General features: G+C 55.2%; 21 protein-coding genes. All 21 read right to left on the bottom strand.

Annotated features, from left to right (window positions below; translation table 11 throughout):
* Positions 1-240 precede the first annotated feature (240 nt).
* The 21 genes from spoIIID to atpA all read right to left on the bottom strand — a co-directional run bounded on the left by spoIIID (position 241) and on the right by atpA (position 23,251).
* Entirely contained in the window at positions 241-528 is a 288-nt protein-coding gene (spoIIID, locus tag O9H85_RS20975; RefSeq protein ID WP_269883374.1) for a sporulation transcriptional regulator SpoIIID, read from the bottom strand.
* A gap of 208 nt (positions 529-736) precedes the next feature.
* The gene (locus tag O9H85_RS20970) at positions 737-1,465 is read right to left on the bottom strand and encodes a M23 family metallopeptidase (RefSeq protein ID WP_269883373.1); all 729 of its coding nucleotides are present in this window, start codon (positions 1,463-1,465) and stop codon (positions 737-739) included.
* A gap of 69 nt (positions 1,466-1,534) precedes the next feature.
* Positions 1,535-2,584 carry a stage II sporulation protein D gene (gene spoIID / locus O9H85_RS20965; protein ID WP_269883372.1) on the bottom strand — a complete coding sequence of 350 codons (1,050 nt, stop codon included), beginning with the start codon at positions 2,582-2,584 and terminating at the stop codon, positions 1,535-1,537.
* 169 nt (positions 2,585-2,753) lie between these two features.
* On the bottom strand, positions 2,754-4,079 hold the full coding sequence (gene murA, locus O9H85_RS20960; protein WP_269883510.1) for a UDP-N-acetylglucosamine 1-carboxyvinyltransferase: 1,326 nt from the start codon (positions 4,077-4,079) through the stop codon (positions 2,754-2,756).
* Between the two features lie 193 nt (positions 4,080-4,272).
* Positions 4,273-4,524, bottom strand: a complete 252-nt coding sequence (locus O9H85_RS20955) for a DUF1146 family protein (protein WP_269883371.1) — start codon at positions 4,522-4,524, stop codon at positions 4,273-4,275.
* A gap of 178 nt (positions 4,525-4,702) precedes the next feature.
* The gene (locus tag O9H85_RS20950) at positions 4,703-7,228 is read right to left on the bottom strand and encodes a S8 family serine peptidase (RefSeq protein WP_269883370.1); all 2,526 of its coding nucleotides are present in this window, start codon (positions 7,226-7,228) and stop codon (positions 4,703-4,705) included.
* A 470-nt stretch (positions 7,229-7,698) separates the two neighbouring features.
* A complete protein-coding gene (locus tag O9H85_RS20945; protein WP_269883369.1) occupies positions 7,699-9,213 on the bottom strand; it encodes an NADH-quinone oxidoreductase subunit N in 1,515 nt (504 codons plus the stop codon).
* A 4-nt stretch (positions 9,214-9,217) separates the two neighbouring features.
* Entirely contained in the window at positions 9,218-10,846 is a 1,629-nt protein-coding gene (locus O9H85_RS20940) for a complex I subunit 4 family protein (protein WP_269883368.1), read from the bottom strand.
* Positions 10,836-12,725, bottom strand: coding sequence for an NADH-quinone oxidoreductase subunit L (nuoL, locus tag O9H85_RS20935; RefSeq protein ID WP_269883367.1), 1,890 nt, complete (start codon positions 12,723-12,725; stop codon positions 10,836-10,838). Before nuoL ends, O9H85_RS20940 begins: the two co-directional genes overlap by 11 nt.
* 107 nt (positions 12,726-12,832) lie before the next feature.
* Positions 12,833-13,156, bottom strand: coding sequence for an NADH-quinone oxidoreductase subunit NuoK (gene nuoK / locus O9H85_RS20930; protein WP_269883366.1), 324 nt, complete (start codon positions 13,154-13,156; stop codon positions 12,833-12,835).
* Between the two features lie 4 nt (positions 13,157-13,160).
* Entirely contained in the window at positions 13,161-13,688 is a 528-nt protein-coding gene (locus tag O9H85_RS20925; RefSeq protein WP_269883365.1) for an NADH-quinone oxidoreductase subunit J, read from the bottom strand.
* Positions 13,689-14,132: an NADH-quinone oxidoreductase subunit NuoI gene (nuoI, locus tag O9H85_RS20920; RefSeq protein WP_269883364.1), complete on the bottom strand. Its 444-nt coding sequence runs from the start codon at positions 14,130-14,132 to the stop codon at positions 13,689-13,691. It abuts the gene before it with no gap.
* A 45-nt stretch (positions 14,133-14,177) separates the two neighbouring features.
* On the bottom strand, positions 14,178-15,185 hold the full coding sequence (gene nuoH, locus O9H85_RS20915; RefSeq protein WP_269883363.1) for an NADH-quinone oxidoreductase subunit NuoH: 1,008 nt from the start codon (positions 15,183-15,185) through the stop codon (positions 14,178-14,180).
* The gene (locus O9H85_RS20910; protein ID WP_269883362.1) at positions 15,185-16,288 is read right to left on the bottom strand and encodes an NADH-quinone oxidoreductase subunit D; all 1,104 of its coding nucleotides are present in this window, start codon (positions 16,286-16,288) and stop codon (positions 15,185-15,187) included. Before O9H85_RS20910 ends, nuoH begins: the two co-directional genes overlap by 1 nt.
* A gap of 7 nt (positions 16,289-16,295) precedes the next feature.
* The gene (locus O9H85_RS20905; protein ID WP_269883361.1) at positions 16,296-17,459 is read right to left on the bottom strand and encodes an NADH-quinone oxidoreductase subunit C; all 1,164 of its coding nucleotides are present in this window, start codon (positions 17,457-17,459) and stop codon (positions 16,296-16,298) included.
* The gene (locus O9H85_RS20900) at positions 17,456-17,974 is read right to left on the bottom strand and encodes a NuoB/complex I 20 kDa subunit family protein (RefSeq protein WP_269883360.1); all 519 of its coding nucleotides are present in this window, start codon (positions 17,972-17,974) and stop codon (positions 17,456-17,458) included. The genes O9H85_RS20905 and O9H85_RS20900 overlap by 4 nt, the downstream gene beginning before the upstream one ends.
* Positions 17,959-18,324 carry an NADH-quinone oxidoreductase subunit A gene (locus tag O9H85_RS20895; protein ID WP_269883359.1) on the bottom strand — a complete coding sequence of 122 codons (366 nt, stop codon included), beginning with the start codon at positions 18,322-18,324 and terminating at the stop codon, positions 17,959-17,961. Before O9H85_RS20895 ends, O9H85_RS20900 begins: the two co-directional genes overlap by 16 nt.
* Positions 18,325-18,581: 257 nt before the next feature.
* A complete protein-coding gene (locus O9H85_RS20890; protein ID WP_269883358.1) occupies positions 18,582-18,989 on the bottom strand; it encodes a F0F1 ATP synthase subunit epsilon in 408 nt (135 codons plus the stop codon).
* A gap of 163 nt (positions 18,990-19,152) precedes the next feature.
* A complete protein-coding gene (atpD, locus tag O9H85_RS20885) occupies positions 19,153-20,559 on the bottom strand; it encodes a F0F1 ATP synthase subunit beta (protein ID WP_269883357.1) in 1,407 nt (468 codons plus the stop codon).
* Between the two features lie 138 nt (positions 20,560-20,697).
* Positions 20,698-21,555, bottom strand: a complete 858-nt coding sequence (gene atpG / locus O9H85_RS20880; protein ID WP_269883356.1) for an ATP synthase F1 subunit gamma — start codon at positions 21,553-21,555, stop codon at positions 20,698-20,700.
* 181 nt (positions 21,556-21,736) lie between these two features.
* The gene (gene atpA / locus O9H85_RS20875; protein ID WP_269883355.1) at positions 21,737-23,251 is read right to left on the bottom strand and encodes a F0F1 ATP synthase subunit alpha; all 1,515 of its coding nucleotides are present in this window, start codon (positions 23,249-23,251) and stop codon (positions 21,737-21,739) included.
* Positions 23,252-23,263: the final 12 nt, after the last annotated feature.

The following is a 23,263-nucleotide window of genomic DNA, read 5'->3' as shown; positions in this document are numbered from 1 at the left end:
ACCAACCGTCCATCCTCATTAAAGAAGCGGCACCTTCTATTATATACGTTAACTTAGACAATTCGCCATTTGATCCCAAATTCCTCTTTTTATTTTGATTTTTTTCGACATGATTCGCTTTATGGTCAAGCAGGTTCGGGAGCGACACGTACCGCAGGCCAAAGGATGTCGGACCGGTGCGGTTGACCGCCGGCGACCTTCCTCCGCAAACTGCGGTACGTCCGGGTAAGCGCTGCATTTTTATTTTACCGTGACAAGCTTTTCCTGTGACCTCGGGCTGCGGGTCTTCCGGTATTTGATCTTCGTGGCCTCGCCCCCGCGCAGGTGGCGTATGGATTTGTGGTATTCCAGTATGTGCTTCACCTGATTCGCAAGTTCCGGATTGATCTCCGGGAGCCGTTCCGTCAAATCCTTGTGCACCGTGCTCTTGGATACGCCGAACTCCTTCGCAATGGTGCGCACCGTATGCTTGGTTTCCACCAGGCAGCGGCCTATCTTAATGGTTCGCTCTTTGATGTAATCGTGCACTCCCCTCGCCTCCCTACTCGAGTTAGTTTGGTACATTATATGAGGGGTGCGCGCTTATATTCTTTGTTTCATAAGGCTGACAAGCCAAGGGCGAACATTTATTTTGGGGGACAAGCGCCCGGAGAAGCCTTGGGACAAGCGGTACCCGTGCAGGGAGCATACAAAAAAGCAGGGGCTGAGCCCCTGCTTACTCGTCGATTGACCTGCCTTAGTGGTCGCCCAGATACTGCTCCGGATTGACGGCCGGACCGCCTTGGCCTTGACGAAGTTCGAGGTGCAGATGCACGCCTTCATCCTTCTCCAGCTCATTGCGCCCCGCCTTGGCGATCACGTCGCCCTTCTTCACATCAGCGTCCTTGGTCACCTTCACATCGGCCAAGCTTTGGTACACGGAGACCAGACCGTTGCTATGGGTGATTTCCACCAGGTTGCCGACAACCGGATTTTTCTCCACGGCGGTAACTTTCCCGCTCATGACGGCTTGAACATCGAAGGTCTGGTTATCCGGTCTTTGGAAATCCATGCCCATATGAGGCGTGAAGGTATCGCCATACTCGACCATAGCCGCTTGTCTTGCTTCATTCGAGGCTTTGTTGTCGAAGAACGGGAGGATCACTTCCAGCTCGGTGCGGTCCTTGAAGGGCCATTGCATTGTTTCCTGCTTGGTGCTCGTGGCTACGGCATCAGGGCCTGTGACGTTGTTGGTGACCGAGCCGGTCGGACTGACGCTGACATTTTTGTCAAGCTTCGTACCCGCTCCCTGGTACACCCACATTAACGTTAAGATGATTGCCGCTGCTGCCATGTACGTTGCCGGAAATACCCACTTCTTGGCGAGCAATCTCTTCCAGGAATTTGACGTACTGTTGTTACATGCTCCTTCGTTGGATTTAGGAGCTTCTGCTTGGTTCTGCAAATCTCTTTTTTGTTCATTCATATGATTATCACCTCGCTAACCATTCTTGCCAGGTTTGCGAGATTTATACGGGGGAAAACCTATAATTTCTCAGAAACTTTTCGATTTCAATAGAGTTGCCGCGCTGCCGATTTCGATGCCGGTATAGTAGTACTTCACGATCTCCTCGGCGGTATGTCCTTCCAGCGCCATGCCGTCCGCGCCCCACTGGCTCATGCCGACCCCGTGCCCGTAACCGAAGGTTGTGAACTGCCAGGCTCCGTTCTTCCAGCTCCACTCGAACTGGCTCGAATTCAGCCCCAGCTTCTCTCTGACCTCGCGGCCCGAGAAGATGCGCCCCCCCACGGAGAGCTTCTTAATGCGCTGGCCTTGGCTTCGTTCTATCACCTTCATTCCGTTCCCCGCGCCGGTATTGACCGGGACAGACGCAGAGAGTCCCAGCTTCCGCTGAAGCTCCTTGCCGGTTATGGTTACCGTCTCCTTATAACGGGGTGAAAGCTTAGCGTCCCAAGGGCTCGCCACGCTGCGCAGATAAGGGATCCTATTCCCCCAGTAATCTTCCGAATTTTCCGTATACCCATTGCTGGTAGAGAAAAAGAACGCTTCGATCGCCTTCCCCTGATACGTTAGAATTTGATCCTTCGTTGCTTCCACCGCCCGGTCCAGCTTCGCCCGGTTCACGGCATATACCTCCGGCCCCCAGCGCGCTTTCAGCTCCTCATTCGTCACATAAGCCTGATGCGATATCGTGTCTGTCACGACCGCATCCGTTACGGGCACATTCTGTTGATCCCCATCCGCGAGCCGCCGTACGACATAGGTCCGGGCCGCAAGCGCCTGCGCCTTCAGCGCTTCCGGCTCGAACTCGATCGGCATCTCCGCCGCCACCACGCCGCGGACGTAATCTTCGAGATTCACCCGCTGGGTCTTGTTTTCCTTGCTGAGAAATACCGGAACCATCAGATTGTCCCCGGCTGCGGCTCCGGCCTGGGCGGGTACGGGGAGCGGCTCTCTCCTCGGGGTTGACCCCGACTTGCCGAACAGCAAAGGCACGAAAACCACCACTGCCGTAAAGCCAATCAAACCTGCGATCATCAGGCGAGTCCAATTCATTGGTTTGCGGGTCAGCTTGTACCTCATGTTCGTATATCCTCCGTCATTTGCTGTCCGTGCTATCATTTCTGCACTAGGTGCCGTCAGGTAACACCATCATATGTGCGAAAAAAATAGAATAGACCAAAAAGAAAGAGAACCGGATTCTTTTCAATAATGAAAGAATCGGTTCTCTTATTTAGGGAAGTTTAGGTTCTTAGGCTAGGGTCGGCTGCACTGAGAACAGCGGAAGCGTCTCGGTTTTTTCTTCGGATTCCACATATTCGTACGATACCCGCTCGATATCCGCCCCTAGCCGCAGCAGCTTCTCGGCGATTTCCACGTAGCCGCGGTCAATATGATGCAAGCCGGTAATTTCCGTCTCGCCCTCCGCCGCAAGCGCCGCCAGAATCAATGCGGCGCCCGCCCTCAGATCGGTGGCGCAAACCTTCCCGCCCTGCAGCCTTCCGCCGCCCGTGATGACCGCCGTTCGTCCTTCGACTTTGATTTGCGCATCCATGTTCGCCAGCTGCTCCACATGCATGAACCGGTTCTCGAACACGGTCTCCGTTACGAGACTCGTCCCCTCGGCCGTCAGCAGGAGCGCCATCATCTGGGACTGCATATCGGTCGGGAAGCCCGGGTATGGCAGCGTCTTGACATCCACCGCACGCAGCGGACGGTCCGAATAGACACGAAGCCCGTTCTCATCCTCGACAATTTGCACGCCCATTTCCTGCATCTTCGAGATTACCGGACGCAAATGATCGGCTATGGCCCCTTCAATATACAGATCGCCGTTCGTTATTGCGGCCGCCATCATGTATGTACCCGCTTCAATCCGGTCGGGAATAACCGTATGCACGGCGCCTTTCAGCTGCTCCACGCCGTCAATCCGGATCAGACCCGTGCCGGCTCCCCGAATCTTGGCCCCCATCGCATTGAGATAGTTGGCGAGGTCCACGATCTCCGGCTCTTTGGCCGCGTTCTCGATCAGGGTGGTCCCTTCCGCCAAGGAAGCCGCCATCATAATATTTTCCGTCGCTCCTACGCTGGCTACATCGAGATAAATCTTGGCGCCCTTCAGCCTGCCGTTGACGCGCGCCTCAATATAGCCGTGGCCCAGCTCAATATCCGCTCCCATCGCCTCGAATCCCTTGAGATGCTGGTCGATCGGGCGGGTACCGATAGCGCATCCGCCGGGCAGCGAAATTCTCGCCTGTCCCATGCGGGCCAATAAAGGTCCCATGACTAGAAAAGAAGCCCGCATTTTCCGTACCAGCTCGTAAGAAGCTTCGCACGTGTGAACGCGCTGGGCATTGACGCGGATCGTTTCCTGTTTATATTCAACTTCCAAACCTAAGCTTTCCAAAACCTTGTTGATGACTAGGACGTCGTCCAAAGGAGGCGCGTCGTGTATGACGCTTACGCCTTCCGTTCCTAAGATAGAGGCTGCGATAATCGGCAGGACGGCGTTTTTGGCGCCATGAATCCGAACCCTGCCTGAGAGCTTTCTGCCGCCGCGGACGATAATTTTGCTCATCATGGTCCCCCTCCGCGCTTTTTCTTTGCGTGCCTTTAACAGTTTAGCATGGAGACCGGCTGCAGACAATTTATATTTATATAAGCCTTCGGCTGCATATCCGGTCAGAATACCATTCGCAACGCGCTTCGATTTTACAACGGTTGTACTATCCATTGTTGACAACAATCTCCTTGGTTATTCGAGAAATTTTTTAGAACATGCCGTGGAGCCATGTCGACCAATGAAAATAATCCAAGACGAACTTTGCCAGCTGATAGCCGAGCGCAACGGACAGAAAAATCTGCAGAGCCTTGCCCTGCGGGCTTCTCGGCCGCTTAATGATCGCATCCAGTTTAAGTTCCTGCAGTGCCCACCAGGATAGTCCGATGCAAACGATCACGACGACAATATTCAACAACCCACTAAGTCCCATGGACGCATTCAATTGATCCGTATAATCCATTATTCGTGGTTTCCTCGCTTTTCCTTCGGTTCCGGCAGGCGTCAGCCCCGGGCGGCCATGCCGCTGAAGGCTGGCGGGCGGCTTCTTATTGCTTTTTACCCACGAGATTTGCGCTCTAATCGGAGCGGCCTGCCGGGAATCGCATCATCTTTATATCTTAAAAAAAGGATTCTCGCGTTTATCCCGGCTTAAGCAGCTGACTAAGCAGCTTCATGAACTCCGCCCGGGTCGCCTGCTGATCCGGCCGGAAGGAGCCGTCGGCGTAGCCCGCGATCCAGCCCTCCGCCTTCATTTGCTTAAGCAGTCCCGTGCCCCAATACGATTCATCCACATCGGTAAAAGGAACCGTGCCCCGCTTCTTCCCAGTCATATTCAGGCTGCGCGCCATCATGGCGGTCATTTCCATGCGGCTGACCGGCTGATCCGGCGCCACGGTCCCGTCCGGGTACCCGTCAATCATGCCGGCCTGGGCGGCACGTGCGATGTAGCTGTAGCCCCAATGGCTGCTGTCCAGATCCGAATAAGCGATCGATCGCTGCTTCGTCAGCTTGAACGCCCGCGTCAATACGGCCGCCGCTTCCGCCCGGGTGATGGGACGATCTGGCTGGAAGGTATAATTGCCGTAGCCGTCAATCAATTGGCGGCCGCTTAAGCTCAGAATCGCATCCTGCGCCCAGTGCCCTTTAATATCGGTGTAGCCGCCCAGAAGCGGCTGAGCGGTAACCCGGAACTGGTACATCTGGTTATCGAACGGCGTTCCCGTCGTCAGCTTCACATAGTACGTGCCGGGAGCGAACTTGCCGGTCAACTGCTGACCCGTGGACGGCGGGCTGTTCATGGAGCCTGCGATCGATTTCAAGCTGCCGTCGTATAACGCCATGTAAATCGTAACGGAAGATGGAATGTCGGTGAGACTGATGTTCACCAAGCTTTCCTCGCCCACCTGGAATTGAAACCAATCGATGTCTTCGCTTGTGTCGAGCAGCCCGTTGTATGGGGTATCCAGAGAAACCGCCGTAGCCTGATACCAATGGTTGTTCGGCTCATTCGGGTCGATCAGCTTCGCATTGTACTCGATGGATAACGTATACTCGCCCACTACCGGATTCGCATAGTCCTTTACATTGCTTATACGGATATAGTAGCTTCCAGGAAAAACCTTTGGCAAATCATAGATTTCTTCGGCGCCGTCGTCACCCTGGTCGATCGTCACGGCTTTTTCCCCTCTGCGCTGCACAAGCAGCACCGGGTCGATTCGGGCGGTATCGGTCGTTACCCTAATGCCCAAAGAACCGGATTCGGGAATCGGCAGCTCGAACCAATCGACATCGTTGTATTGGTGAAACGTGCCCTTGATCGTCTGGCTGCGGGACGGCAGTACAAACGCTTTGTACTGCTTGTCGTTATCCTCGTAAGGATCTTTATAGATATCGAAAGAAGTGGTCAGCTGATAAGGCGTCTCCGCCCTTCGATTCCGGTCGCTAAGCTGTAACAGCAGATAGTTCCGGCCTTTGGTCACTTGAAACGGGACGGTTTGACCGCCCTGCACCGTTGTGCTGGTTAATTTCCCTGAAGCATCGGTATGCTGCACGTTGACCGCCAGGCTCGGGTCCAAATCGAGGCCCACGTTCAACGTGCCGTCATAATCGGCATCCACCGCATACCATTCCTGATCGGTGCCCCCGCTGAAGGAAGCGGCGATTTTTTTGCTGATGGAAATCGTTTTGGCCTGGGCTTTCCGGTTATTCGGTTCATACATATTGGCCAGCATCGGCTCTTTGAGCAAACGGTCCACCCGCAGCAGTCCGTATCCGGTTTGCGGATTCCATCCGCGCCCGCCCACGTCTTCCGCCGTTTGGCGAATCTTTTGCCGGATTTGATAAGGCTTCAGTTCCGGATGCAGGCCCCACAATAGCGCTGCAGCCGCAGCCACCTGAGGCGCAGCCATCGAAGTGCCGTCCTTGTTCTCGTAGCTTCCGCCGAGCGCTGTCGTGAACACATCCCACGGAGCGACGACATCGATTTCGGGGCCCGTATTCGACCGGCTGTCCACTGTTCCGTCCGTCCCTACTCCGCCTACCGCGAGAACGGTTGGGTAAGCGGCAGGATATTTGACCCGGTTGCCCTCGTTGCCCGTTGCGGCCACAAGCAGGACATCCCGCTCCTCCGCATACCGGACGATATCACTCATATACGAAGAATATTTATTTAGTCCGAGCGACAGCACGACGATCTTGGCGCCATGATCGACAGCATAGCGGATGCCTTCGCCAAGCATCTTCTCCCCACCCGATCCGTCGGCTTCAAGCGCTTTGATCGGCATGATCTTGGCTTTCCATAGAATGCCGGTCACGCCTCTATCATTGTTGCCCACGGCGGCAATGACACCGGCCACGTTCGTGCCGTGGCCGTTATCGTCCTGGGGCGGGAGTTTCGGGTTAATCAGGTTCGCTCCTGCGACCAGGTTGGGCTGGAGATCGGGATGCTTCAGGTCCACTCCGGTATCGACGATGGCAATGACCGTGTCCTTGTTCTCCCGTGCAATATCCCAAGCCTCACTCATATGAATTTGCTGTAAATACGCCTGTTTGTCATAAAACGGATCATCCGCGGCCATGCCGAACACCGTTCCGCACAAGGTGAACAGCAGGGCGAAGCTGAAAAGCAGCATAGCGGCGGACGACGTTTTCCATTTATGTATCATGGCACGAATAAGTCCTTTGTTCGTATTTCTTTCCAATCCTCATTCTATGCTTTTCATACGCTGGCTGCAACTGGAATTGACAACCTTTTCCGAGGCGGAAAAAGAGCGAGGCGGAAGGCCTTTGGTGTACTGGGGGAGGACATGGGTATGGGGTTACGGCCGCTGTTGAAATGGTGTTATCTTAATTTATTTTTGTAGCGGTAATTACACCATTTCAAAGGCGGGCGCTATCGCTCCTTCACCCCATACCCATGTCCTCTGAGCTGCTATGTGCGGCCTTCTACCTCCACCTTTCTTTTTCTTTAAAATTAAAAAAGCCCGGTCTCCTTCACGTGAAGGGAGACCGAGCCAAGAACCAAGATAAGGATTAACCCATCATAAACGGCTACGCCGTCCTTGTTTTACAAGGACCAGCGCGTTTATCAAGGTTGATGCGAAGCTATAAGTTGCCAATACTTATAAATTCCTTATCAACTGAACATGAACAAATCCTGCGTCAGAGAAAAGATCCGCTCGATGTAACCGAGCACGACTTGCGGCGCCAGACCAAGCAGCACGCTGACGCCCGCGCAGAGCCACATCGTGATGCCGAGGGGCAGCGGCACTTTGACTTCCAACGCTTCATAATCGCTGCGCATGAACATTTGGCGGATGAAGCCGAAGTAGAAGTAGAACGACACGACGCTCGTTCCGATCATGACGGCGGCCAGCCAATAATGCTGGGTTTGGATCGCTCCCATCATGATGTACAGCTTCCCGAAGAAACCGCCGGAAACCGGCAGGCCCGCGAGAGACAGGACCAGCAGCACGGTAGCGATCGCCGTTCCGGGAGCCCGGTAATACAACCCCGCCAGCCCCTTCATCTCTTCATCCCCGGTAGAATGCTCGATAATCATCAGCACCGCGAAGATCCCGATATTCATGAACAAGTAGGCGATCAGATAGAACGCGAATTCCGAGAAGTTGGAATAATGCATCATCGAGAACTGGACGGCAATCGGCACCAGCAAATAACCGGCGTTCGCTACGCCCGAGTATGCCATAAGCCGTTTCAGATGCGTCTGCTTCAGCGCGATGAAGTTCCCGAGAATCATCGCGGCTGTGGCTACGACCATGAGGGCGGTCAGCACGTCCCCGTGGAACGGCGTCTGCATCAGCTCGCCTACAGCGAAGATGCCGTACATGAGACGGAACAGGATCGCAAAGGCAGCCGCCTTGGATACGACCGCAAGAAATGCGGTAATCGGCGTCGAGGCCCCCTGGTATACGTCCGGCGACCACATGTGGAAAGGCGCGACAGCCACCTTGAAGCCGAACCCCGCAAGCAGCAGGAAGAAGCTTAAATAGATAAGCGGCATCAGGGTGGATGCTCCTTGTCCGATCGCGGTATTGATATCCCCGATTGCCGTCGAGCCGGCCATTCCGTACAGGAAGGACATGCCATACAAAATAATGGCGGATGAAATGCCTCCGAGCACAATGTACTTGAACGCGCCTTCGTTGGACTGAAGGTTTTTCTTGCGCATGGCCACCAGAATATACGATGTGATGCTGAGCAGCTCCAGCCCGACGAACAACGTAATAAGATCGCCGGAAGAAGCCATAATCATGCCGCCGAGCGTGGCGGGGAGCAGCAGGTAGTAATACTCGCCCACGTGCGGGATCTCGTCCTCCTTGACGGACCCGATGCTCATTAGGGTAATCAACCCGGCGCCGGTAAGCAGGATCAGCTTTATGATATTCGCAAAATCGTCGATCCGGTAACTGAACTGCAGCAGTTGCCTCGGCTCCGCAGGATTCAGATATGTGACTACAAACACGGCGGACACCAGGATGCCGACCAGCGACAGCCATCCAAGCCAGGTCCGGCTGATCTGTTTCGGCAGCAGAAGATCCAAGAGCGATAGTACGACAGCCGCAACGACTAACGTCAGCTCCGGGGCCAGCAGTCCGAAATCGTTAAGTCCAAGACGTATCGGTTCCACCGGTCTAACCCCCTATCTTCGCGACGCTATGAATGAATTGGTCGAAGCTGCTGACGGTTTGGTACAGCGGCTCGCTTAATACGCTCGGGTAAATCCCGAGGACGACGATAAAGGCAACCAGCGTAATCATCGGAATCGCTTCGATCAGCCGGGCATCCCTCATCGCCGGAAGCTCCGTCTTCAGCGGTCCGTATGTGATGCTCAGAATCCCTCGCAGAACGTACACCGCCGTTAGAATGATCCCGAGTGCGCCAACGGCGGTGACGACCGGCTTCGTCTGGAATAGTCCGAGGAACGCCAGGAACTCGCTGATAAAGCCGGACAAGCCGGGCAGTCCCAAGGAAGCCATGCCGGATACCAGTAGAATGCCGGAGATGAACGGAACCGATTTGGCCATTCCGCCGAGGTGGCCCAGCTCCGTTGTCTGCGTCCGTTCATAAATGCTGCCGACCAGCAAGAACATCAGCGCCGAGATCAGGCCGTGAGAGACGAGCTGAAACACGGCCCCCTGGAGGCCCGCCGTGTTGAAGGCGGCGATGCCGAGCAGCACGATCCCCATGTGGCTGATGCTCGAGTACGCGAGGACCAGCTTGAACTCTTTTTGCACAAAAGCGAGTACCGCCCCATAAACGATGTTGATGACCCCGAGAATGCCGAGGACGCTTGCCCAAGCCACCGCCTGCTGCGGAAACAGCAGAATGCCGAAACGAATCAAGCCGTAGGCGCCCATCTTGAGCAGAATACCCGAGTGGATCATGACAATGGAGGGCGGCGCTTCCGTATGTACTTTGAGCATCCAAGTATGAAACGGGAAAATTGGAAGCTTGATCCCGAACGCCACCAGCAGCAGGATGAACACGGACCACCGCATCTTCTCGCTGAGGAAGAACGGATTGCCCTCCAGATCTCCTTGATTCACGTAAGAAGCCGCATTTTGAAACAGATTCTCCGTTATGACACTGAGGCTGCCCGAGTAGTGAATCGAGGCTCCGTTATCCCCGGCCGTTTGGCCGAAGCCCGCCGTGCTGACCAGAATCAGGAAGGCAATCAGCATGATCGCCGAGCCGATCCCGTTGTAGATCAGGAATTTGTTCGCCGCCCGCTCACGGTCCTTATAGCCCCAGATGCCGATCAGGAAGAACGTCGGAATCAAGGTAATCTCGAAAAATACGAAGAACAGGAACAGATCTTGCGCCATGAATACCCCGAACATGCCGGTTTCCAGCAGCAGGAACAGGATGAAATAAGACTTCCACCTCTTCTTGATATAAACCGAAGCCAGTGCCGCCATCGTGCTCACCAAGGCCGTCAGGAATACAAGAGGAAGCGACAAGCCGTCTACCGCCATCGAATAATCGAATTGGAAAAAGAAGGAGGTCAGCTGGCTTAAGCCTTGCGTTTCCTTATTGAGCGGAACCGTAATCCACGGAATTTGCTCCTTGAACTGCATGCCTTCCAGGTTGTGATTAAACTGAGCGTACAGCCAAGCCGACAGCACAAGCGGGATCAATGTAACGAGGATCGACGTCGTTTTGATCCATTGTCCCTTGGACGCAGGCATGAACATCAGGATAAGCACGCCGAGCAGCGGCGAGAATGCAATCAGTGACAAGATATGCAGGTTATCCGGCATGGATGAACCTCCTTCCCGCTATGGCCAGCACCAGTATCAGCAGACCGAGCAATGTGACGAGGCCATAGCTCTGCACTTGCCCGTTCTGCAGGCGTGAGCCGAGTCTTCCGATCCCCGTCACTGCCAGCGCGGACAGCTTCACCACACCGTCCACAACATAGATGTCAAACAAGTTCAAGACTTGACCAAGGCCTTGAAGCGGCCGCACAATCACGCCTTGATAGAACTCATCCACATAATATTTGCGATTCAGCAGCCGGTACAGCCACGGAGCGCCATTGACGAAGCTTTCCGCCGAAATCGAACGCCGGATATAAACCAAATACCCAAGGCCGATCCCGAGAAGCCCGACCAGATTGGACAAAATGATGACGACCCAGTTCGCGTGCTCCGCCTCCTCGTGCCCGGTGAGCCAGCCGCCAAGCCATGGATTGAACGGCGTGAATACGAACCCCGCCAAGACCGCCAGCACCGCGAGAACGATGAGCGGGAACGTCATGGAGCCGGGGGACTCGTGTACGTGATCCTGATGCTCCCCGCGAGGCTTGCCGAAGAAGACCAGGAAGAACAGGCGCGACATATAGAAGGCGGTAAAAAACGCCGCGATGAGGCCCACCCAGAAAAGCACCGCATTGTGGGCATACGCTTCGGCAAGAATCGCATCCTTGGACCAGAAGCCCGACAGCGGCGCAATCCCGCTTAAGGCAAGCGTACCGATAGCGAAAGTCCACGCGGTTACTTTCATTTTGCGGCCGACGCCGCCCATTTCGTGAATATCCTGCGTATGTACGGCGTGAATCACGCTGCCCGCTCCCAGGAAGAGCAGCGCTTTGAAAAACGCATGCGTAAACAAGTGAAAAATTCCCGCCGTGTACGCCACCGTCGTGCCGATGCCCATGGCCATCATCATGTAGCCGAGCTGGCTCACGGTCGAATAAGCGAGAATACGCTTGATATCGTTCTGTGCCGTACCGATCGTCGCTGCGAAGATCGCCGTGAATGCTCCAATCGTCGCCACCACGGTAAGGGCGGCCGGCGAAGCCGTGAAGATCTCGAACGTCCGTGCAACCAGGTACACGCCGGCCGCAACCATCGTCGCCGCGTGAATTAGGGCCGAGATCGGCGTCGGGCCTTCCATCGCGTCAGGAAGCCACGTGTGAAGCGGGAATTGGCCGGATTTGCCGGCCGCGCCGACGAAGATCAGGATGGCGATCAAGGTGACGATGCCGCTTGGGATTTTGCCGCCGGTAAAGGCATTGTGAATGGCGGTAAAATCCAACGAATGATTCGGCATATACCAGAAAAGCAGCAGAATGGCGATGAACAGGCCCACGTCTCCGACGCGGGTGACGATGAACGCTTTCTTGGCCGCTGCCCGGGCTTCCGGCTTGAAATACCAGAATCCGACGAGCAGGAACGAGCACACGCCCACCAGCTCCCAGAAGATGTAGAGCTCAACCAGGTTCGCCGAGATGACAAGCCCCAGCATGGAGAACGTAAACAAAGCGATGTAGGCGAAGAACACGTTGATCCGTTCGTCGTCGTGCATGTAGCCTTTGGAGTAAATATTGACCAGCAGGCTGACCAGCGTCACGATCACCAGCATCAAGGCATTCAGGTTCGTGACCTCAAAGCCCATCGTCAGTGTGAAATCGCCCAGCTTGATCCACTGCAATTTGTTCCACGTGAAATCTTCGACATGTCCGCCGATTCGCTCTACGAAGATCAATACGGACAATACGAAGGACGCGAACACGGCCACAATGCTGATATAGGCGCCCGCATCCCGCAGTTGGCGTCCCACCGCCGTTAGAATCAGAAACGACAGCAGAGGAAACAACGGAATGAGCCAGGCGTATTGCGAGTAAGCCGATATCATGAGCTTAAGTCCTCCTTAACAATCTGCTTAGGCAACGGGCCTTAAGAGCAGCAAGACGATTCGGGCTGCAAAAGCCGAAGTGCGGGCTACCCGCACTCATTGAATAGCTAGTGCTTCATCGAATCCATCTCGTTCACATCCGTTGTTCCTTTATTGCGGTACAGCGCGATTAGAATCGCAATCCCTACTGCCGCTTCCGCCGCAGCTACGGTAATGTTGAACAGCGAGAAGATTTGACCGGTCAGTCCGGGCTTGACGCCAAACTTAGAGAAAGCGACCAGATTCAAGTTGACCGCATTCATCATCAACTCGATCGACAAGAGAACGATCACCGCATTCTTCTTTGATAAAGCGCCGTATAAACCGATGCAGAACAGAATGCCTGCCAAGGTCAAATAAGGCGTCGCTAATCCAGCCGTGCTGGCACTCATGCCGTCAGTCCTCCTCTCTCTTCGCTACGATGATGGCGCCGATGAACGCAACGGTCAAGAGCACCGACATCAGCTCGAATGGAATCACGTGCACGTTAAACAGCAGCTTGCCGATTTCCAACGTATTGTCATCGACTTTGGGAAAGCTCCCCGAGGGAAGCTCGGTCTTCTGGATCGCGTAGAAAATCATGCCGAACAGCGCCGCGGCACCTACGAAGAGCAGTCCGTTGTGCCAAGGACGGTGGGGCTCCTCTTCCTCTCCCTGGCGATGCTTCGTCATCATAATGCCGAAAATCATCAGGATCGAAATGGCGCCCGCGTAGATCAGGATTTGAACTACCGCCACGAATTCGGCCTCGAGGATGACATACAATCCGGCCATGGAAATAAAGGTGATGGCCAGCGCGGCAACCATATGCACGACCTTCGTGAAGCTGATCATGAAGATCGCCCCGCCGATGGCGAGCAGCGCACAGATGAAGAACGCAATATTCTCCCCGCTGGATAAAAAGCTGACGATATTCCCGATCATCTATTTCGCCCCGCCTTTCGGAAGCGCCGAGTTATTCTCTTTCCGCACGTTCGTGTTGTTTTCGTTCAGCCACTGCAGGTTTTTGAACAAATCGTCGCGGCTGTACGTACTCAGCTCAAAATTGTTTGTCATTACGATCGCTTCCGTCGGACACACCTCGGTACACAAATCGCAGAGGATGCAAATCTCGAAGTTGATGTCGTACGTATCGATGACTTTGCCTTTCTTCTCCGGGTCGGGGTTCGCCTTGCCGATCAGATTGATACACTCCGTCGGGCAAATGCGCGCGCATTGGTTGCAGACGATGCATTTCTCGGGATCAAAATGCTGAATTCCCCGAAACCGGTCCGGCATCTCAAGCGGGACATCGGGATACGCATACGTAATTTTTTTCTGGGTCATGCTTTTCAGCGTTACGCCGAGACCTTTGATGATCCCTTTCATCTGTTTCACCCTTTCGTTTGAAGCATCCGGACGGGAGCCGCCGGCTTACATCGCGATAGCCATATAAATCGCCGTAACGAAAATGTTCACGAGAGCCAGCGGGAGCAGCACTTTCCAGCCGAGTCCCATGAGTTGGTCCACCCGTACCCGCGGCAGCGTCGCACGCAGCCAGAACAGGAAGAATACGATACTCGAGAACTTCAGCAGAAACCAGATCAGCCCCGGGATAAAATCCAGGAAGGTGAACGGTGCATGCCAGCCGCCGAGGAACAGTGTCGTCGTCAGACCCGCAATGGCAAACACGTACACATATTCCGCCAGCATGAAGAAGGCGAAGCGGAAGCCGCTGTATTCCACGTGATAGCCGGCAACGAGCTCCGACTCCGCTTCCGGCAGGTCGAACGGCGTCCGGTTAAGCTCAGACACCGCCGCGATCACGAAAACGACGAAGCCGATGATTTGCGGCAGGAAATTCCAATGCCAGAAGCCGCCGGCCTGATTCTCCACGATGCGGTTCAGGTTCATGCTGCCTGTCATCATGACGCAGCCGACGACCGAGATCACGAGCGGAATTTCATAGCTGATCATCTGCGCGGCGGAACGCATTCCCCCGAGCAGGGCATATTTATTGTTGGAAGCCCAGCCGCCGAGAACGATCCCGATCGTGGAAATACCGGACAGGGCCACATAATAGAGCACGCCTACATTCAGGTCCGTACTGATCAGGCGGCTTGTATAAGGAATCGCGGCACAGACGGTGAACGCCGGGATGAACGTAATGACCGGCGCCAAGATGAACAATTCCCGTTCCGCCTTGCGCGGAATCGTATCTTCCTTGAGCAGCAGCTTCGCGACGTCCGCGACGGATTGCAGCAGTCCGAGCGGACCTGTACGGTTCGGGCCGATCCGAAGCTGCATCCAGCCGATGACTTTGCGCTCGAAGTAGATGGCATATGTCACGAAGCCGAGGATGACAAGCAGCAGGACGACGCCCCAAGCGAAGAAGATGGCGAAACTCGTCCACGTCAGCGGTTCATGCAATAAGTCCGGCATCAGCAGTCCACCTCCCCGACGACAATATCAATACCGCCGAGGATCGTGATCAGGTTCGTCATCGTCTCCCCGACCAGCAGCTTCGGCAAAATTTGCAAATTGACAAAGGACGGCCTGCGGAACTTCAGCCGGTAAGGCTTATCTTTGCCTTTGGAAACGATGTAGCAGCCGATCTCGCCGCGCGGCGATTCGATGGCAGCGTACACTTCCCCTTCCGGCGGACGAATGACGCGCGGAGCCTTGCCCATGATCTCCCCGTCGGCCGGGAATTGCTCCACCGCTTGCTCCAGAATCCGGAGTGATTGGCGAATCTCCTCAAGACGGATCAAGTATCGGTCATAGCAATCGCCGTTCTGGGCGACGGGCACATCGAACTCGAACCGGTTGTACAAGCTGTACGGCTGGTCCTTACGGATATCCCAGTTCACCCCGGTGCAGCGAAGATTGGCTCCGCTGAGCCCATACGCAATCGCCGTAGCGGCATCGTACTTGCCTACACCCTTGATCCGGGCGAGGAAGATTTCATTGCCGCTGACCAGATTGTTGTATTCATCCAGCTTATCCCTCATATAAGGAATAAAATCGCGGACCTTCTGGATCCAGCCTTCCGGCGCGTCCCATTTCACGCCGCCGACCCGCATATAATTGTAGGTCAGCCTTGCGCCGCAAAGCTCATTGAACAGGTTGATAATGATTTCCCTGTCGCGGAATGCGTATAAGAACGGGCTCATCGCCCCGATATCGAGCAGATACGTTCCCCACCAAACCATATGGCTTGCGATCCGCTGCAGCTCCATGACGATCAGCCGCAGAAATTCGGCCCGCTCCGGAATCTCAAGCCCCATCAATTTCTCGACTGCATGCACCAGCACGTAGTTATTCGTCATCGCCGACACATAATCCATCCGGTCTGTATAAGGGATGATTTGGGTATAAGTAAGGTTCTCGGCTAATTTCTCCGTACCCCGGTGCAGATAACCCATGACCGGGTCCGCATGCGTGATAATTTCGCCGTCCAGCTTCACTACGATCCGAAATACGCCGTGCGTACTCGGATGTTGAGGCCCTACATTCAGCAGCAATTCTTCTGTACGAATACTCAAGCTTCCATCACACCTCCGGATCGAGCGGCTCGTAATCTTTGCGAAGCGGATGGCCTACCCAATCGTCAGCCATCATGATGCGCCTCAGGTCGGGATGTCCGGGAAAGTCGATTCCGAGCAAATCGTAAACTTCCCTTTCATTCCAATCGGCCGTTGGCCAAATACGGGTAACCGACGGAACGGATGGAGCTTCGCGGTCCGTCTTCACCTTCACGCAGTAGTCCTGCTTGGCGTCCAGCGAGATGAGATGGTACACCACTTCCATATGCGTTTCCATATCCGTGCCGGACAAGTTGCGCAAATAGCTGAGCTTCAGCTCCGGGTGCTCCCTGAGCAGCTCCGCGATGGCGGACCAACGCTCGTTCTTCACGATCACGTACGGCGTATGCCCGCTTCTTTCATTGATAAAAGCTTCCTCCACCGCATCCCCCTGGGATTCCTTGAGGATGGCCACGAGCCGGTCCAGCAGCGGCTGCTTCGGCGACGGCTCCTTCGGCACAGCGGGGTCGGCCTCCGCCTTGCCCGCCCGGGCGGCCGCCCGGGCCGCTCGCGCCTCGGCGGCGGCCTTCGCCTTCGCTTCCTTCTCGGCGTCGCTCGGCGCCGCGACCTCCGCCGCAGGCGCATCGCCCGCCTCCGCACTTGCCGGCGCCTGGGTATCGCCCGCTTCCGCCTGTGCCGCGCGAGCCGCCGCCCGGGCCGCTCGCGCTTCGGCGGCGGCCTTCAGCTTCGCTTCCTTCTCGGCGTCGCCCGGCGCGGCTGCCTCAGCCTTCGCTTCGTCCGTCTCCGCACTCGCTGGCTCCTGAGCTTCGCCGGCTTGCACCGGTTCGCTCGCCGCCGGCTTCGGCGCGTCCGCATAGCCGCCTGGCGGCTCGCCTGCACCGCCGGACTTGGTCAGGCCGGCGTCGGCCTCCGCCGCGGACGGCTTGCCGCTTTCGCCTGCCTCCGCGCCCGCGGCTGAGCTATCGCCCGCTGCAGCGTCCTTGGCCGCTTCCGGAGCCGCTGCTTGCGGCTCATCGCTTGCCACAGCTTCCGGCTCTGTCGCCTTCCTGCTTGCATCGCCTGGCACGGCCTCCGCCGGCTTCGCACCTGCGCCGTCCTTCGCCGGCGCCTTGCTCGCTTCCTCCGGCGCCGCTTCTCCGCCGGCTTTATCTTGCTTTTGCTCGTCGCTCATCGATTGGTCACCTGCTTACCGGTTTTCGCTTCGTAACGGATTTTCTCTTGAAGCTTGTTGATTCCATATATCAATGCCGCCGGGTTCGGAGGACAGCCGGGAATATAGACATCCACCGGAACCACTTGGTCCACGCCTTTCACTACCGCATACGATTTCACGTAAGGCCCTCCGGCCGTAGCACAGGAGCCCATCGCGATTACCCACTTCGGTTCCGGCATCTGCTCGTACAACCGGCGAAGCAGCGGAGCCATCTTTTTCGTTACCGTACCCGCTACGATCATCACGTCCGACTGCCGCGGCGAAGTCCGGAAGATGACCCCGAAACGGTCCAAATCATAATGAGACGCCCCTGTTCCCATCATCTCGATGGCACAGCAGGCCAATCCAAAGGTGAGCGGCCAGAGCGAATTGCTTCTCGCCCAAGCTTTGATTTGCTCCAGCGTCGTCATGAACACATTGCGTTCCAGCTCCTGCCGTTCCGCAGGCGTAATCGATTCTAAATTGAAGTCCATTGTAGCACCTTCTTCTTGTAGGCATAAATTAAACCTATGACCAGCAAGGCCACGAATATGCACATCTCCACAAGCGCAAACAAGCCTAATTGCTTATACGCAACGGCCCATGGGTATAGAAATACAGTTTCTACATCAAAAATGACGAACATCAGCGCGAACAGATAGTATCGGATGTTAAAGCGCACCTGACCTTCGCCCACCGGCTCGTTACCGCTTTCATAAGTAGTATACTTCTCTTCAACCGGTTTGTAGGGCCGAAGCCAGCGACCGATTGTAAGCGCTGCAGCTGGAAGCAATACGCCTAACAAGAGAAATATCGCTACGACCACATAGTTGTTCATGTACATCGCGAACGAACCGCCTCCAATGTATAGTAGTGACTGCCAATAACCCTTGTTTCACTACACGGCATTCCTGCTGTCCACTGATGCTCAAATCTCTTGGTTGTACGCTGCAGAATCCTGCCATTTGTTAATATATGCCTTCCCAATTATAACAAATGCCATATGGGGTGTCTAACATTTTCCTGTACGAAACATTCTTTAGATATGAGAAAAAGCGAAGGAACCACGTTCCCCCGCTTTGTCACAAGACGTGCTGTGTATTATCTTTTCCCATAAACGTCGATCCGATTCATCGCTCTTTGCAAAGCCAGCTCGGCGCGTTTGAAGTCGACATGATCTTGCTTGGCCGCGCTCAGGCGGTTTTCCGCACGCGACTTGGCCGCCTGCGCCCGTTCAATGTCGATTTGCTCCGGCAGCTCGGCGCTTTCCGCCAGAATGACCACCTTATCCTTGCGCACTTCCATAAATCCGCCGTTCACTGCGATGAAATGATCCGGAGACCCTTGTTTCTTCACAGTAATCGGTGCGATTCGAAGCGGAGTGACAAGCGGAATGTGATTCGGCAGAATACCAAGCTCACCCTCGGCACCTTTAGCGATAATCATGTTCGCCTGTTCAGTGTAAACGATCCGCTCCGGGGTTACGATTTCGAGCAGGAATGTGCTCACTTGGATTCCCCTCCTAAAGGCTTTCGTAAGAAAGCCGCTTCGTAAGCATCTACTAAGTTTTCGCTGTAGGCAAAAACTGCTTCGTAAGCTATGAGTTAAGCTTATTCACAAGCAAGGACCGGCCGCCCGGAGGCAGCCGACTCTATAGTGATTCAGCTAAACATTACAGCGTTTTTGCTTTCTCGATGGCATCTTCGATCGTTCCCACGTTGTGGAACGCCGGTTCCGGAAGATCGTCGTGCTTGCCTTCGAGAATTTCTTTAAAGCTGCGTACGGTTTCTTTAACCGGTACGTACAAGCCCGGGATCCCGTTGAACGCTTCCGCTACGTGCAGCGGCTGCGACAGGAACAATTCCACGCGGCGAGCGCGGAGTACGACCAGTTTGTCTTCATCGGACAACTCGTCCATACCTAGGATCGCGATGATATCAAGAAGCTCTTTGTAGCGTTGAAGAAGCTTCTTCACGCCTTGAGCTACGTTGTAGTGCTCTTCGCCAAGAATTTCCGGTGCCAGAATCCGCGAGGACGAAGCCAGCGGGTCAACGGCAGGGAAGATACCTTTGGACGCGATATTACGCTCCAAGTTCGTCGTTGCGTCCAAGTGAGCGAACGCCGTTGCCGGAGCCGGGTCGGTATAGTCGTCCGCCGGTACGTAGATCGCTTGGATGGAGGTAACGGAACCCTTCTTCGTGGAAGTAATCCGTTCTTGCAATTGGCCCATTTCCGTTGCCAGCGTCGGCTGGTAACCTACCGCGGAAGGCATACGTCCGAGAAGGGCGGATACCTCGGAGCCCGCTTGGGTAAAGCGGAAGATGTTGTCGATAAACAGAAGCACGTCGCGGCCTTCTTCGTCGCGGAAGTATTCCGCCATCGTGAGGCCCGACAGAGCAACGCGAAGACGCGCGCCCGGCGGCTCGTTCATTTGTCCGAACACCATCGCCGTTTTGGATATAACGCCGGATTCTTTCATTTCGTGGTACAAGTCGTTACCTTCACGCGTTCTCTCACCCACGCCCGCGAATACGGAGATACCGCCGTGCTCTTGTGCGATGTTATGGATGAGCTCCTGCATCGTAACGGTTTTACCTACGCCCGCACCGCCGAAGAGGCCGATTTTACCGCCCTTGGCGTATGGAGCCATCAGGTCGATAACCTTGATGCCGGTTTCCAGGATTTCGGCTTGCGTCGACAAATTCTCGAAAGCAGGCGCCGATTTGTGGATCGGGCTGGTCAGCGTACGGTCCACTTCAGACGTGCCGTCGATCGGCTCGCCGATTACGTTAAATACGCGGCCCAGGGTTGCCGCACCTACAGGTACGGAAATCGGAGCGCCTGTATCAACCGCTTCGACCCCGCGGACCAAACCGTCCGTGGAAGACATTGCGATACAACGAACCAAATTGTCGCCCAGATGAACAGCCGCTTCAACCGTCAGGTCGATGGAAAGTTCACCGGCGTTTGTAGCTTTTTTCTCAATCTTAATCGCATTAAGGATCTCAGGGAGTTGTCCACGGTCGAACTCGATGTCGACTACCGGCCCTGTGATGTTCACAACGCGCCCTTTGTTCATCTTTTTCCCTCCTCAAGTTTTTGTCGTAGACAAAAACTGCTTCGTAAGCATATACAGAGTTTTCGCATAGCGAAAGCTGACTTCGTAAGCACTAGCGTAGCCTCCGCTCTCGCGAAAGCTGAACTCTTAAGCCGAACCTTAGCTTTGCGCGTTCGCGCCTGCCACGATCTCGGAAATTTCCTGTGTGATCGAAGCCTGACGCGCACGGTTGTAAGCCAAGGTGTACGTGCTGATCATCTTCGTAGCATTCTTCGTTGCGCTGTTCATTGCCGTCATCCGCGCGCCGAACTCACTCGCCTTGCCTTCCAGCACCGCGCTGTAAATCAGCGTTTCCGCATATTTCGGCAGCAGCACTTCTAGCACGCCTTCCGGAGACGGTTCGTACTCGTAGTTGGAAACGGAAGCACCGCTCATATCTTCCATCGGCAGCAGACGTTTCACCGTCGGAACTTGCGTAATCGCATTTTGAAACTTGCTATATACCAGGTAGAGCTCGTCGTAAGCGCCATTCTCGAAATTTTTCACTGCCGACGTCGCAACCGCCTTGATGTCGCTGAATGTCGGGGAGTCCGAAAGACCCGTGACTTCTTCAACGATCTCCATGTTCCGCTTGCGGAAGAAGTCTCTGCCTTTACGGCCGACGACGAAAATCGCGTATTCCTTCGGCGAGTTGTGTCTTTCTCTAATCTCCGCCATTACTTTACGAAGCACGTTCGCGTTGTAACCGCCGGCCAAACCGCGGTCGGATGTAATGACCAGATACCCGGTCTTCTTCACCTCGCGGCTTTGGAGCATCGGGTGCTTCACACCCTTCGTTCCTGCGGCGATGCTGCCGACCACTTCCTTCAGCTTATCCGCGTAGGGACGGGCAGCCTCAGCTGCGTTCTGGGCTCGCTTCAGCTTCGCTGCGGCCACGAGTTCCATAGCCTTCGTGATCTGCTTCGTATTTTGCGTCGATTTGATCTGCCGTTTAATCTCGCGCATTCCTTTTGCCATGCCTGCTCACCTCTCTCTCGAAGCTTCACCGTGAGGAGAAGCCAACACTCGAAAAGCCAACTTTCCCCACCCTGATTCTTGTTGTTACAGCCTGCGCAGGGTGCGGTAAAACATTGTATTGAATCCAAGCGCAGCACCGAGCTTCTCGGAAGGAGAAGCTCAGCCTGCGGGACTTGGGTTTTTATGCAGAAGGAGCGAAGCTCTTCTTGAATTGTGCGATCGCATCTTTCAGCGCGTTTTCGTTATCGGACGTCAGGTCCTTCGTATCGCGGATGCTCGCCAAAATTTCCGGACGGTTAGAATCCAGGAAGCTCAGGAACTCGCGCTCGAAACGGGTTACGTCTTGAATGGGCAGATCGTCGATATGGCCTCTGACTACGACATAAATCGCGGCAACCTGCTTCTCAACGGACATCGGTTGGTTCAGCCCTTGCTTCAGCAGCTCGAGTGTACGCACACCGCGGTTCAAGCGGGTTTGCGTCGCACGGTCCAAATCGGAGCCGAACGCTGCGAATGCAGCCAGCTCGCGGTATTGGGCAAGGTCGGTCTTGAGCGTACCGGCAACCTTCTTCATCGCTTTGATTTGCGCAGAAGAGCCTACGCGGGATACGGAGATACCGACGTTAACCGCAGGACGCTGACCGGAGTAGAACAGGTCGGACTCCAGGAAGATCTGACCGTCCGTGATCGAAATCACGTTCGTAGGGATATACGCGGATACGTCGCCTGCTTGCGTCTCGATGAACGGCAGCGCAGTCATCGAACCGGCGCCAAGCTCGTCGCTCAGCTTCGCGGAGCGCTCCAGCAAACGGGAGTGCAGGTAGAATACGTCACCAGGATAAGCTTCCCGACCCGGAGGACGACGGAGCAGCAAGCTCAGCTCGCGGTATGCGGCAGCTTGCTTGGACAAGTCATCATATACGATCAAGACATGCTCGCCCTTGTACATGAAGTATTCGCCCATTGCGCAGCCTGCGTATGGAGCTAGCCACAGCATCGGAGAAGGCTCGGATGCACTCGCCGTAACGACGATCGTGTAATCCATTGCGCCTGCGCGGCGAAGGGTTTCCACAACGTTAACGACGGTGGATTGCTTTTGACCGATGGCAACGTAAATACATTTTACGCCGTTGCCCTTTTGGTTGATGATCGTATCGATGGCGATCGCCGTTTTACCGGTCTGACGGTCGCCGATGATCAGCTCGCGCTGACCGCGGCCGATCGGAATCATCGCGTCGATCGCTTTGATACCGGTTTGCATCGGCTCATGAACGGATTTACGGGCCATAACGCCCGGAGCCGGAGATTCGATCGGACGGAAGTGCGTCGTGTTGATCGGGCCGTTGCCGTCGACCGGCTGACCCAACGGGTTCACGACGCGGCCGAGCAGCTCGTCGCCGACCGGTACTTCCATGATGCGGCCTGTACGTTTCACTTGGTCGCCTTCGCGAATGTCCGTGTAAGGTCCCAAGATAACGATACCGACGTTGCTTTCCTCAAGGTTAAACGCGTAACCGAGAACCCCACTCGGGAACTCGAGCAGCTCGCCTGCCATAACGTTCTCTAAGCCGTGTGCACGGGCAATACCGTCACCGACCTGAATTACCGTACCTACGTCAACCACTTGAATGTCAGATTTATAGTTTTCAATCTGTTGTTTAATCAGCGTGCTGATTTCTTCAGGTTTGATACTCAACGAACCTCACCC

It is taken from the genome of Paenibacillus gyeongsangnamensis, assembly GCF_027533625.1.
Lineage (GTDB): Bacteria > Bacillota > Bacilli > Paenibacillales > NBRC-103111 > Paenibacillus_G > Paenibacillus_G gyeongsangnamensis.
Note: the sequence above shows the minus strand (reverse complement) of the source record. Positions and strands in the feature narration are given on the sequence as shown.

Bases quoted from the DNA above. Each gene is read 5' to 3' on its own strand.
- O9H85_RS20970 (WP_269883373.1), bottom strand. From the start codon at position 1,465: ATGAATGAACAAAAAAGAGATTTGCAGAACCAAGCAGAAGCTCCTAAA.
- spoIID (WP_269883372.1), bottom strand. From the start codon at position 2,584: ATGAGGTACAAGCTGACCCGCAAACCAATGAATTGGACTCGCCTGATG.
- murA (WP_269883510.1), bottom strand. From the start codon at position 4,079: ATGAGCAAAATTATCGTCCGCGGCGGCAGAAAGCTCTCAGGCAGGGTT.
- O9H85_RS20955 (WP_269883371.1), bottom strand. From the start codon at position 4,524: ATGGATTATACGGATCAATTGAATGCGTCCATGGGACTTAGTGGGTTG.
- O9H85_RS20950 (WP_269883370.1), bottom strand. From the start codon at position 7,228: ATGATACATAAATGGAAAACGTCGTCCGCCGCTATGCTGCTTTTCAGC.
- O9H85_RS20940 (WP_269883368.1), bottom strand. From the start codon at position 10,846: ATGCCGGATAACCTGCATATCTTGTCACTGATTGCATTCTCGCCGCTG.
- nuoL (WP_269883367.1), bottom strand. From the start codon at position 12,725: ATGATATCGGCTTACTCGCAATACGCCTGGCTCATTCCGTTGTTTCCT.
- nuoK (WP_269883366.1), bottom strand. From the start codon at position 13,156: ATGAGTGCCAGCACGGCTGGATTAGCGACGCCTTATTTGACCTTGGCA.
- O9H85_RS20925 (WP_269883365.1), bottom strand. From the start codon at position 13,688: ATGATCGGGAATATCGTCAGCTTTTTATCCAGCGGGGAGAATATTGCG.
- nuoI (WP_269883364.1), bottom strand. From the start codon at position 14,132: ATGAAAGGGATCATCAAAGGTCTCGGCGTAACGCTGAAAAGCATGACC.
- nuoH (WP_269883363.1), bottom strand. From the start codon at position 15,185: ATGCCGGACTTATTGCATGAACCGCTGACGTGGACGAGTTTCGCCATC.
- O9H85_RS20905 (WP_269883361.1), bottom strand. From the start codon at position 17,459: ATGAGCGACGAGCAAAAGCAAGATAAAGCCGGCGGAGAAGCGGCGCCG.
- O9H85_RS20900 (WP_269883360.1), bottom strand. From the start codon at position 17,974: ATGGACTTCAATTTAGAATCGATTACGCCTGCGGAACGGCAGGAGCTG.
- O9H85_RS20895 (WP_269883359.1), bottom strand. From the start codon at position 18,324: ATGTACATGAACAACTATGTGGTCGTAGCGATATTTCTCTTGTTAGGC.
- atpD (WP_269883357.1), bottom strand. From the start codon at position 20,559: ATGAACAAAGGGCGCGTTGTGAACATCACAGGGCCGGTAGTCGACATC.
- atpG (WP_269883356.1), bottom strand. From the start codon at position 21,555: ATGGCAAAAGGAATGCGCGAGATTAAACGGCAGATCAAATCGACGCAA.